Source organism: Mesorhizobium sp. HAY1-8B (assembly GCF_056868045.1).
Window position 1 is genome coordinate 1,015,537 of sequence record NZ_CP200321.1, and the last position, 12,270, is coordinate 1,027,806.

General features: G+C 63.2%; 10 protein-coding genes. 6 read left to right on the forward strand and 4 right to left on the reverse strand.

All coding sequences use genetic code 11. The features are described 5' to 3' along the window. Positions 1-66: 66 nt before the first annotated feature. The 6 genes from AC1VON_RS05095 (at position 67) to AC1VON_RS05120 (ending at position 6,727) form a co-directional block, all read left to right on the forward strand. Complete coding sequence (locus AC1VON_RS05095; RefSeq protein WP_172347644.1) at positions 67-1,017, forward strand: N-acetylmuramic acid 6-phosphate etherase; 951 nt, start codon at positions 67-69, stop codon at positions 1,015-1,017. 117 nt (positions 1,018-1,134) lie between these two features. Then, positions 1,135-2,394: an ABC transporter substrate-binding protein gene (locus AC1VON_RS05100; RefSeq protein ID WP_172347643.1), complete on the forward strand. Its 1,260-nt coding sequence runs from the start codon at positions 1,135-1,137 to the stop codon at positions 2,392-2,394. A gap of 352 nt (positions 2,395-2,746) precedes the next feature. Then, entirely contained in the window at positions 2,747-3,730 is a 984-nt protein-coding gene (locus tag AC1VON_RS05105) for a carbohydrate ABC transporter permease (protein ID WP_172347642.1), read from the forward strand. A 10-nt stretch (positions 3,731-3,740) separates the two neighbouring features. Next, positions 3,741-4,580, forward strand: coding sequence for a carbohydrate ABC transporter permease (locus tag AC1VON_RS05110; protein ID WP_010912697.1), 840 nt, complete (start codon positions 3,741-3,743; stop codon positions 4,578-4,580). Between the two features lie 70 nt (positions 4,581-4,650). Then, on the forward strand, positions 4,651-5,712 hold the full coding sequence (locus tag AC1VON_RS05115) for a Gfo/Idh/MocA family protein (protein ID WP_483120762.1): 1,062 nt from the start codon (positions 4,651-4,653) through the stop codon (positions 5,710-5,712). A gap of 16 nt (positions 5,713-5,728) precedes the next feature. Beyond that, positions 5,729-6,727: an ABC transporter ATP-binding protein gene (locus AC1VON_RS05120; RefSeq protein WP_172347639.1), complete on the forward strand. Its 999-nt coding sequence runs from the start codon at positions 5,729-5,731 to the stop codon at positions 6,725-6,727. 78 nt (positions 6,728-6,805) lie between these two features. Here the strand turns inward: AC1VON_RS05120 and AC1VON_RS05125 are convergent, their stop codons facing one another. The 4 genes from AC1VON_RS05125 to deoC form a co-directional block, all read right to left on the reverse strand. Further along, positions 6,806-7,651, reverse strand: a complete 846-nt coding sequence (locus AC1VON_RS05125; protein WP_172347638.1) for a fumarylacetoacetate hydrolase family protein — start codon at positions 7,649-7,651, stop codon at positions 6,806-6,808. A gap of 203 nt (positions 7,652-7,854) precedes the next feature. Then, positions 7,855-8,586, reverse strand: coding sequence for an SDR family oxidoreductase (locus AC1VON_RS05130; RefSeq protein ID WP_140770858.1), 732 nt, complete (start codon positions 8,584-8,586; stop codon positions 7,855-7,857). A 189-nt stretch (positions 8,587-8,775) separates the two neighbouring features. Continuing rightward, complete coding sequence (locus AC1VON_RS05135; RefSeq protein WP_483120765.1) at positions 8,776-11,148, reverse strand: aldehyde dehydrogenase family protein; 2,373 nt, start codon at positions 11,146-11,148, stop codon at positions 8,776-8,778. 45 nt (positions 11,149-11,193) lie between these two features. Further along, on the reverse strand, positions 11,194-12,249 hold the full coding sequence (deoC, locus tag AC1VON_RS05140) for a deoxyribose-phosphate aldolase (RefSeq protein ID WP_172347636.1): 1,056 nt from the start codon (positions 12,247-12,249) through the stop codon (positions 11,194-11,196). Between the last annotated feature and the right edge of the window lie 21 nt (positions 12,250-12,270).

Below are 12,270 nucleotides of genomic sequence, written 5' to 3' on the forward strand. Positions count from 1 at the left end.
GAATTCGTTAATGCGTGTGGACAAGTGGTATTTTTTTGGTATTGTTCTGGTATTGGAGGAACACGGATGGCTGAAACGCGCACCGAAGCGCTTCACAGGAATGCCGAGGGGCTGGATATCCAGGCTCCGGAAGTCATCCTTGTTTCGCTGGCCGATGCGCAGATCGAAGCCGCGAAAGCCGTCCGCAACGCCATTCCCGCCATAGCCAAGGCAGCCGAGATCATTGCAGGCCGATTGAGTGGCGGCGGCAAGCTTGCCTATGCCGCGGCCGGCAGTTCCGGCCTGATGGCGCTGGCCGATGCGTTGGAACTGCCGGGCACTTTCGGCATCCCGCGCGACCGCATCGCCATCCTGGTCGCCGGTGGCGACGAAGCTTTCAGGACGCTGGCGGGCGGCCCCGAGGATGATGTCGAGGAGGCCGCGGCGGCTGTCGCCAATGCCGGCATCGGCGCGGGCGATTGCCTGATCGCGCTTTCCGCCAGCGGCACCACACCCTATGCGGTGCGCGCCATCGAAGAAGCCGCCCGTCGTGGCGCGGCCACCATCGGCATCGCCAACAACCGGGACTCGGCCCTGCTTCGCCAGGCCGAAACCGCAATCCTGCTCGAGACGCCGCCGGAAGTGATCGCCGGCTCGACGCGTATGGGCGCCGGTACCGCCCAGAAGATCGCGCTCAACATGCTGTCGACCCTGACCGCCGTCCATCTTGGCCATGTCCATGACGGCTACATGGTCAATCTGATGGCCGACAACATCAAGCTGCGCGACCGCGCCGCGCGCATCGTCGCCGCCATCAGCGGGCGCGGCAAGGACGAAGCGGCCGGGCTGCTCGAGAAAAGCGGCGGCGCGGTCAAGATCGCAATTCTGCTCGCCGCCGGCGCCGACAGCGCCGCCGCGGCGCGGAAGATACTGGAAGAGGCTGGCCAGAAACTGCGGCCGGCCCTTTCCGCGCTGGGGCATGATCCCGAAAAGTGGAAACCGCTTTCCGGAAAAGATCACGCTCGAACAGAGAAATAGAGCCTGTTTGATCCCGATTTCCATCGGGGTGAAACGGGCTTGCGAGGGGAGCAAGGGGTCAAAAGCCCCTGTTCTCATCAAAACCGAACCTGAAAAAGGTCAACAGGGAGACTGAGCATGACAACGAAATTACTGACGGCACTGCTTCTGGGCACCAGCATTCTCGGCTCCGCCGGGTTGGCTCACGCCGAGGACGTAACGCTCAACATCGAAAGCTGGCGCGGCGATGACTTGTCCATCTGGAAGGACAAGCTGATCCCCGCCTTCGAAGCCAAGAACCCCGGCATCAAGGTGGTGTTCGCACCATCGGCTCCGACCGAATATGACGCGGCGCTCGGCGCCAAGCTCGCCGCCGGATCGGCCGGCGACCTGATCACCTGCCGCCCGTTCGACAAGTCGCTCGAACTGTTCAAGAAGGGCAACCTCGCCGACCTCAGCGCGCTGCCCGGCATGGAAAACTTCTCGCCGGTGGCCAAGTCCGCCTGGCAGACCGACGACGGCAAGGCGAGCTTCTGCGTGCCGATGGCCTCGGTCATCCATGGCTTCATCTACAACAAGGATGCCTTCGACAAGCTCGGCATCAAGGTGCCGCAGACCCGCGACGAGTTCTTCGCGGCGCTTGACAAGATCAAGGCCGACGGCACCTACATCCCGATGGCGATGGGCACCAAGGATCTCTGGGAGGCCGCGACCATGGGCTACCAGAACATCGGCCCCAATTACTGGAAGGGCGAGGACGGCCGCGCGGCGCTGATCAAGGGCACGCAGAAGCTGACCGACAAGGATTGGGTCGCACCCTTCGAGGAACTGGCCAAGTGGAAGCCCTATCTGGGCGACGGCTTCGAGGCGCAGACCTATCCGGACAGCCAGAACCTGTTCACGCTCGGCCGCGCCGCCATCTACCCGGCCGGCTCGTGGGAGATCGGCCTGTTCAACACCCAGGCCCAGTTCAAGATGGGCGCCTTCCCGCCGCCGGTCGAGAAGGCCGGCGACACCTGCTACATCTCCGACCATACCGATATCGGCATGGGCCTGAATGCGGCTTCCAAGCATGCGGACGCGGCCAAGACGTTCCTGTCCTGGGTGGCCTCGCCGGATTTCGCCACCATCTACGCCAACGCGCTGCCGGGCTTCTTCAGCCTGAACTCCTCGCCGGTGAAGATGGAAGACCCGCTGGCGCAGGAATTCGTTTCCTGGCGCGGCAAGTGCAAGTCGACGATCCGCTCGACCTACCAGATCCTGTCGCGCGGCACGCCGAACCTCGAGAACGAGACCTGGGTTGAATCGGCCAACGTCATCAACGGCACCGACACCCCTGAAGCCGCGGCCAAGAAGCTGCAGACCGGTCTCGACAGCTGGTACAAGCCAGCAAAGTAAGAGCTCAGGCAACGGAGCCGGCCGGGCGCATGCCTGGCCGGTTCCGAATACCCGGTTTTCACAAGTGCATCCGTCAGATAGCGATTGTCGGCACCGCCTCGCGGCCTTACCCTTGCTGGTCTTGGGGAAGGCTAGCTGATCAGTCGCAGGCCTTTGTTCTTGTCGTACCTGGCAAGGATTTCTGGGCCGTGCATCGAGGCATCATCTAGAGCAATTCCAGGAAAAGTGTGAAGCGGTTTTCCGTCCGGAATTGCGTGCAAAGAAGGATAGAGCGGTTCGGCGTTTCCGTGAAACGGTGAACCACTCTAGCATCAACATCGTCTGGAACCGAGAGACGGCGGGGACCGAACTCATGGCCGCAGAAATACGACCGAAAAGACCGTTTCGCTGGCACATCGCCGTCTTCCTGGCGCCGGCCGTGCTCGTCTACACGGCGATAATGATCCTGCCGCTCGCCGGCACGCTGCAGCTGTCGCTGTTCCGCAACATCGAGCAGCACCAGATCTTCGTCGGGCTGGACAATTTCCGCACCTTGTTCGGCGACCCCAACTGGTCGGTGAATTTCTGGAATGCGCTGCGCAACAACGTCTGGTTCTTCATCATCCACATGCTGGTGCAGAATCCGATCGGCGTCATGCTGGCAGCACTTTTGTCCAGCCCGAAGCTCAGGTTCTCGGCCTTCTACCGCACGGCCATCTTCGTTCCGACCATCCTGTCCTTCGTCATCGTCGGCTTCGCCTGGAAGCTGATCCTGTCGCAAATTTGGGGTGTCATACCCAGCTTGATCGGCATTTTTAATTGTCAGATTCCGCGTCTGATCGGCGCCTACATTTTTACGTTCGGCCAGACTTGTGCGCCGATCAAGATGTTGCCTCTCCTTGGGAAAGAGGAATACGCGCTAACCACACTTAGCCTGATCTCGGTCTGGCAGTTCGTCGGCATCCCGATGATGCTGATCTACGCCGCCTTGCTGTCGATTCCCGACGAGGTCATAGAGGCGGCCGAATGCGACGGCATCACCGGCCTGTCGCAGTTCTGGAAGATCAAGCTGCCGTTGATCCTGCCGTCGATCGGCATCATCTCGATCCTCACCTTCGTCGGCAATTTCAACGCCTTCGACCTGATCTACACCGCGCAAGGGGCGCTCGCCGGGCCGAACTATTCGACCGATATTCTCGGCACCTTCCTCTACCGCGCCTTCTTCGGCTTCCAGCTGCAGGTCGGCGACCCCAACATGGGCGCGGCGATCGCCACGATGATGTTCCTGATCATCCTCGGCGGCGTCTGCGTCTACCTCTTCCTCGTCCAGACGCGCCTGCGTCGCTACCAGTTCTGAGGGCCAGGAGATGAGCACCGCCACCCGTTCGCTGCCCCGCACCATCGGCGCCCACGCGATCCTTTTGACCTACACGGCGATCGCGCTGTTTCCGGTGATCCTGGTGATCATGAATTCGTTCAAGTCCCGCGCCGGCATCTTCGGCGCGCCGCTGACGCCGCCGACGCCGAAAACCTTCGACCTGATCGGCTACACCACCGTCATCGGTCAGGGCGACTTCATCCACTATTTCCAGAACAGCCTCGTCGTCACCGTCGCCTCGCTGTTCTTCGTGCTTCTATTCGGCGCCATGGCAGCCTTCGCCCTGTCGGAATACCGCTTCCGCGGCAATTCGCTGATGGGGCTCTATCTCGCTCTCGGCATCATGATCCCGATCCGGCTCGGCACCGTCGCCATCCTGCAATTGATGGTGGCGAGCGGGCTGGTCAATACGCTGACCGCGCTGATCCTGGTCTACACCGCGCAAGGCCTGCCGCTCGCTGTCTTCATCCTGTCGGAATTCATGAAGCAGGTCTCCGACGACCTCAAGAATGCCGGCCGTATCGACGGCCTGTCCGAATACACCATCTTCTTTCGCCTGGTGCTGCCGCTGGTACGGCCGTCCATGGCGACCGTCGCCGTCTTCACCATGATCCCGATTTGGAACGATCTGTGGTTCCCGCTGATCCTGGCGCCGTCGGAGGAGACCAAGACGGTGACGCTCGGCGCGCAGCTCTTCCTCGGCCAGTTCGTCACCAACTGGAACGCCATCCTGGCCGCGCTCTCGCTGGCGATCATGCCGGTGCTGATCCTCTACGTCATCTTCTCGCGTCAGCTGATCCGCGGCATCACGTCGGGAGCCGTCAAGTGAGCGGAGCTCTGCAAGTCTCTGCTGGGGGGACACCCTTTCAAGAAGAAACTGGAATATCTGGAGTACCTAGGTGAGTTCCAAATCGCCCCTTCGTGTCGTCGTCGCCGGGCTCGGCAATATGGGCCGCAGCCATGCGCTGGCCTATCACACCAATCCGGGCTTCGAGATCGCTGCGCTGATCAACCGTTCCGACGTGCCGCTGCCGGACGGGCTGTCGGGCTATGGCATCAGGCGTTCCTTCGATGAGGCGCTGCGCGATGAAAAGCCCGATGTCGCCTGCATCGCCACCTATTCCGACAGCCATGCCGACTATGCGGTGAAGGCGTTCGAGGCCGGCTGCCACGTCTTTGTCGAAAAGCCGCTGGCAACGACGGTGGCTGACGCCAGACGCGTCGTCGCGGCGGCACAAGCCAATGGCAGGAAGCTGGTGATCGGCTACATCCTGCGCCATCACCCGTCCTGGATCAGGCTGATCGCCGAGGCGCGCAAGCTCGGCGGCCCCTACGTGTTCCGCATGAACCTCAATCAGCAGTCTTCGGGTCACACCTGGGAGACGCACAAGCAGCTGATGCAGACGACCTCGCCGATCGTCGACTGCGGCGTCCACTATCTCGACGTCATGCTGCAGATCACCGACGCCAGGCCGGTCGAGGTGCGCGGCATGGGCGTGCGGCTGACCGAGGAGGTGGCGCCGTCGATGTATAATTACGGCCATCTGCAGGTTCTGTTCGATGACGGCTCGGTCGGCTGGTACGAAGCCGGCTGGGGTCCGATGATTTCGGAGACCGCCTTCTTCGTGAAGGATGTCATTTCGCCGAAGGGCTGTGTGTCGATCGTCATGAAGGAAGGTGTGAAGTCGGACGACATCGACACCCACACCAAGACCTCGACCATCCGCCTGCATAGCGCCGCGACAGGCGCGGACGGCAAGTTCGCCAAAGCCGACGAGATGCTGTCGATGGAAGGCGAACCCGGCCACCAGGACCTCTGCGATCTCGAACAGGCCTTCGTGCTGAAGGCGATCCGCGAGGATCTGGATCTCACCAAACACATGGACGACGCGGTGAAGTCGCTCGCCGTCTGCCTTGCCGCCGACGAGAGCGTGCGCAGCGGCATAGCCGTCAAACTCTAACGACAGGAACGAAGCCGTGGGCTCGCTGAAGATCGAGAATGTGAAGAAGGCCTTCGGGCCGGTCGAGGTGCTGAAGGGCATCGACCTCGAAGTGACCGATGGCGAATTCGTCGTCTTTGTCGGCCCGTCGGGCTGTGGCAAGTCGACCTTGCTCAGGGTCATCGCCGGGCTGGAGGATTCGACTTCCGGCCGGGTGTTGATCGACGGCGAGGATGTATCGGTCACGCCGCCGGCCAAGCGCGGCATCGCCATGGTGTTCCAGACCTATGCGCTCTACCCGCATCTGACGGTGAAGAACAATATGGGCCTTGGCCTCAAGCAGGCCGGCACCCCCGCGGCCGAGATCGACCGCCGCATCGGCATCGCCTCATCGATGCTGTCGCTGGAGCCCTATCTGGAGCGGCGGCCGGCCGAGCTCTCCGGCGGCCAGCGCCAGCGCGTCGCCATCGGTCGCGCCGTGGTGCGCGAGCCCAAGCTGTTCCTCTTCGACGAGCCGCTGTCGAACCTCGATGCCGCCCTGCGCGTCAACACCCGGCTGGAGATCGCGCAGCTTCACCGTCGGCTGAAGGCGACGATGATCTACGTCACCCACGACCAGGTCGAGGCGATGACGTTGGCCGACAAGATCGTCGTGTTGAACGCTGGCAGGATCGAGCAGATCGGTGGCCCGATGGAGCTCTACAATGCGCCGGCAAATGAGTTCGTCGCCGGCTTCATCGGCTCGCCGAAGATGAATTTCATCGACGGCGCCCGCCTCGGCGAAACGGCCAAGACCATCGGCGTTCGGCCGGAGCATCTGACCGTCGATCCGAAATCGGGCGCCTGGAAGGGCACGGTGGTGCATGCCGAGCATCTCGGCGCCGACACCAATCTCTATCTCGATTGCGAGAAGGCCGGGCTGATCACGGTGCGCATTTTCGGCGTCTACGACGCCGAGCCGGGCGCGACGCTCTATGCGACGCCGGATCCGGCCAAGACCTATCGGTTTGGCGTGGATGGGAAGGTGCTGAAGTAGGCAAGGTTGGCGCCGCCCCTCATCCGCCTGCCGGCACCTTCTCCCCGTATGGTTACGGGGAGAAGGAAGAGCTGACCGCTACAAATCGGCCTTGAACGTCTGCTTCTGCTGGCCCAGGCCCTCGATGCCCAGTTCCACCACATCGCCCGCCTTCAGGAACACCGGCGGCTTCATGCCGAGGCCGACGCCGGGCGGCGTGCCTGTCGAAATGATGTCGCCGGGATGCAGCGACATGAACTGGCTGAGGTAGGACACCAGATATTTGACACCATAGACCATGGTCTTGGTGGAGCCGTTCTGCATGGTCTTGCCGTTGACGGTCAGCCACATTTTGAGGTTCTGCGGATCGGCGACTTCGTCCTTGGTCACCAGCCACGGGCCGGTCGGGCCGAACGTGTCGCAGCTCTTGCCCTTGGTCCACTGGCCCTGACGCTCGGCCTGGAAGGCGCGTTCGGAGACGTCGTGGGCGACGCAATAGCCGGCGACATAGTCGAGTGCATCGGCTTCGCTGACATATTTTGCCGTTTTGCCGATGACCACGGCGAGTTCGACTTCCCAGTCGGTCTTCACCGAACCGCGCGGGATCAGCACGTCGTCGTCAGGGCCGACAATGGCCGAGCTTGCCTTCATGAAGATGATCGGTTCCGGCGGTACCGTGGCGCCGGTCTCGGCGGCGTGGTCGGAATAGTTGAGGCCGATGCAGATGAACTTGCCGGTGCCGGCGACGCAGGCGCCGAGCCGCGGCTTGCCGGAAACCGCCGGCAGCGACTTCGGATCGAGCTTGCCCAGCATCTCCAGCGAGGCCGGATGCAGCACCGTGCCGGCAATGTCGGCGACATGGGCGGAGAGATCGCGGATCGTCCCATCCGCATCGAGCAGGCCGGGACGTTCGCTCCCTACCTCGCCATAGCGCAGCAGTTTCATCTAAATCCTTCTCCTGGTTGCGGCCTCGCGGCCTTTTGCAAATTCGGGCGGACCCTACCCATCGACCTGATCGCGGGCAAGCGCGGACATTTGTTGAGCAGGTCCGCGAGCCGGATTTTCAGACTTCCCGATCTTCGATAAGCGCCGCGATCTTCCTGTTGGTCCGAGATCCCCCCAGCTTGCCGGCGGTCTCCTTGATTGCGTTAGATCGACCAGCCGCCGTCGATATTGTAGGCCTGCCCGGACGTATAGGTGGCGCCGGCCAGGTAGACGGCGAGGTCGGCGATTTCCTCCGGAGTGCCGAGCCGGCCCATCGGCTGGCGGGCGATGAAGGCGGCGCGGGCGGCCTCATAGTCGCCCTGCGCATGCATGCGGTCCTGCAGCGACGGGCTTTCGACAGTGCCGGGGCAGATGGCGTTGCAGCGTATGCCCTTGCCGACATAGTCGGCGGCGACCGCCTTGGTCAGGCCGATCACCGCGGCCTTGCTCAGGCCATAGACGAATCGGTTCGGCACGCCCTTGGTCGAGCTCGCCAGCGAGGCCATGTTGATGATAGCACCATCGCCGCGCTCCAGCATGCCGGGCAGCACGGCGCGGATGGTGCGAACCATGGCGCGGACATTGAGGTTCAGCGCGAAATCGAGGTCGCCATCCTTCATCTCGAGGATCGATCCGGAATGAACGAAGCCGGCGCAGTTGAACAGCACGTCGACGCGGCCGATCTCGGCAAAGGCCGTATTGACGGCCTCGTCGTTCAGCACATCCAGCTTGCGGGTCTTGATCCCGGACGTCTTGGCGAGTTCGGCGAGCAGCACCTCGTTGATGTCGGTGGCATGGACGGTGGCTCCAGCCTTGGCGAAGGCCAATGCGCTCGCCTTGCCGATGCCTTGCGCCGCCGCCGTGATGACAACGACCTTGCCTGCCAGATCCGCCATGCTTTTCTCCTCGCTCCTCTGGATCATCCGGATTTAACGGCATCCTGCCACGGCGTCGTGTGCCAGTACGGCATCACCATGCAGCCTGGGCCGCCGTCAGTTTATAGATAAAGATGTTTTTTCTCGTTAAAGAACATGTGTTCGGGCGTCAAGCCCGAACACGATCACCATTGCGACAGCCTGGCAATGTCAGTCGCCGTAAGGCACCCAGACATTCTTCACCTCGATGGCGCGGCGCAGGAAGGCATCGCCGGCCGCTTCCCCGGATGCCCAGTCGAGGCTGCGGCCATTGCCGCTCCAGACGCGCTTGAGGTTGCCGATGGATTCGGCTTCCGCCTTGGCGCAGGTGTCGGCATCGGCGAATATCCACAGCCCGTCGACATCGTCATGCTTGGCCAGCACGCCGGCAAGCTCCGCCGTGCGGCCAGTGACGATGTTGATGGCGCCGGCCGGAACATCGGAATATTCGATCACCTGATAGAGGTCGGTGGCGAGCAGCGGATAGCGTTCGGACGGCACGGCGACCACGGTGTTGCCCATCGCGAGCGCCGGGGCGATGAGCGAGATCAGGCCAAGCAGCGGCGAGGCATCGGGTGCGACGATGCCGACGACACCGACCGGCTCATGCAGCGCCAGCGTCACGGCACGGGCCGGCGGCTGGTGAACGCGACCCTCGAACTTGTCGGCAAGGCCGGCATAGAGGAACAGCCGTTCGATCGATTGGTCTACCTCTTCCCGCGCGGCCTTGGGCGTTGCGCCGGTCAGTTCGGTCAGGCGGGCGGCAAACTCACCGGCGCGGCCGGAAAGGTTCTCGGCCAGATAGTAAAGCACCTGGGAGCGGTTGTAGGCGGTCGCCTCCGGCCAGCTTTTGCAGCCTCGGGCGGCCGAAACAGCATCACGGATATCCTTGCGGCTGCCGAGCCCGACTTCACCCGCCAGCTTGCCCTTGGCGGTGGCGACCGCCAGCGAATAATTACCGTCCGGGCGCACCTGCTTGCCGCCGATGAACAGTTTTGCCGTGCGATCGATGGCCGAGCCATCGACCTGTTCGACGGGCTGCGCCGAGAGCGCCGCCGGCTTGATGACCGGGCCGAGCGGCAGTTTTGCCGTGAGATATTCGAACATGCCTTCGCGCCCGCCCTCGCGGCCGAAGCCGCTCTCGCGGTAGCCGCCAAAGCCGCATGCGGCGTCGAACATGTTGGTGCCGTTGACCCAGACAACGCCGGCCTTCAACTGCGGCGCGACATGGAGGGCGAGGTTGACGTTCTCACTCCAAACCGAAGCCGCTAGTCCATAGCGCGTATTGTTGGCGAGTTCGATCGCTTCCTCGGTGTTGCGGAAGGTCATGGTCGCCAGAACCGGTCCGAACACCTCTTCTTGCGCAAGGATATTAGCCGGCGAAACACCGGTGGCCAGCGTCGGCAGATGGTAATAGCCGGAGGACGGCAGCGCCGCATCCGGCTGCCAGCAGACGGCGCCCTGTTTCGCGCCTTCGGCGACCAGTCCCTTGACGCGGTCGAGCTGTGTGATGTCGACCAGCGGGCCGATATCGGTGTTCTTGTCGAGCGGACTGCCGACGCGCAACCTGCTCATCCGCGTCTTGACCTTGGCGATGAGGGCTTCGGCAATGCCTTCCTGCACCAGGAGCCGCGAACCGGCGCAGCAGACCTGGCCCTGGTTGAACCAGATGCCGTCGACCAGACCTTCAACGGCGCTGTCGAGATCGGCGTCCTCGAAGACGATGAAGGCCGACTTGCCGCCGAGCTCCAGCGACAGCTTTTTCCCTGACCCGGCGGTGGCTTTCCTGATGATCTTTCCCACCTCCGAGGAGCCGGTGAAGGCGATCTTCTGGATGCCGGGGTGATTGACGATGGCAGCGCCCGCTTCGGGTCCGCCTTGGACGATATTGACGACACCTTTCGGCACGCCGGCGCGTTCGCAGATTTCGGCGAACAGAATGGCGGTGAGCGGCGTGAATTCGGCCGGCTTCAGCACCACGGTGCAGCCGGCGGCAAGCGCCGGCGCGATCTTCCAGGCCAGCATCAGCAGCGGGAAATTCCACGGGATGATCTGGCCGACGACACCGACGCCCCTATGGCCCGGAAAATCCTTGTCCAGCGCCTGCGCCCAGCCGGCATGATGGATGAAATGGCGGATCGCCAGCGGCACGTCTATGTCGCGGCTTTCGCGGATCGGCTTGCCATTGTCGATTGTCTCCAGCACCGCGAACAGACGCTGGTGGCGCTGCATGGCGCGGCCGATGGCATAGAGCGCTTTTGCCCTGACATAGCCTGAACTGGCGCTCCATTTGGGCAATGCCTTGGTGGCTGCCGCGACCGCCGCGTCGATATCGGCCGCACTGGCGTCCGAAACCTTGGCCAGCAGCTTGCCTGAAGACGGCTCGGTGGTCTCGAAAGTCTTGCCGCCGGATGCGGCCTTCCAGGCACCGTCGATGAACAGCGCCTTGCCGAAATCGCGCGCGGCAAGCCACGCATCGGCCTCGTTTCGGGCTTCCGGCGCCGGGCCGTAGTCCATGGCGTGATAGCGGTCGAGAATGTTCATCGTGTGCCTCGTTCACCGATCGGCAAAGCCGATCAGGGTAGGTGCTCAAGCCATCGCGTGGCGGTGATTGGCCGAATAATGCCCGGTCAAATGATGCTCGAGCTGGCGCTCGATGTCGGTCAGAAGGCTCGACGCGCCGAAGCGGAAGAGCTCGGGTTCGAGCCACGGCCGGCCGAGTTCTTCCTTCATCAGCACCAGCCAGTCGAGCGAGGCTTTCGCGGTGGAGATGCCGCCGGCCGGCTTGAAGCCGATGAGGTAGCCGGTCTCCTCGAAATAGGCCCTGATGGCGCGCACCATGGCCAGCCCGACAGGCAGCGTCGCATTGACGCTTTCCTTGCCGGTCGAGGTCTTGATGAAATCGGCGCCCGCCATCATCGCCACCATCGAGGCCAGCATGACATTGCGCAGCGTGGCGAGGTCGCCGGTGCCGAGAATGACCTTCAGATGCGCATCGCCGCAGGCGGCGCGCATGGACACGATCTCGTTGTAGAGTTCCCGCCACTTGGCGCCGAACACCAGTCCGCGCGGAATGACGACGTCGATCTCGTCGGCGCCGTCGCGCACCGAGGCCTCGATTTCCTGCAGCCGCGTCGACAGCGGCGCAAGACCATGCGGAAAGGCTGTGGAGACGGCGGCGACATGGATGCCGGTGCCGCGCACGGCGTCGACGGCGGTGGCGACAAAGGGATGGTAGACGCAGACCGCCGCCGGCCGGATGGTTTCGCCCGAAATGCCGAGGCCTTCGACGATGTCGCGGCGCAGCGGGTTGATCGCCTTGGCGCAAAGCCGGCGCACCCGCTCCTCGGTGTCATTGGAATTCAGCGTCGTCAGATCCATGCAGGCAACGGCGCGCAGCAGCCAGGCCGCCTGGTTGTCGGCCTTGATCGAGCGCCGCTTGGTCAGGCTGGCGACGCGCCGTTCTAGTGCCGAGCGGTTGACGCTGCGAACCGATTCCATGAAGCCGAGATCGAGCTTCATGCCGGGATTGCGCGCGATGCGATGATCCGACGGTATCGGGGTGTTGGCGGCGGCGCGAGCCGGCAGCGGCGTCACCTTCGACGCGCTGGTGCCGGGCTCGGCTTCGCGGATCGTGTTGCTCATTTCCTGCCCTTTCTCGTTTAG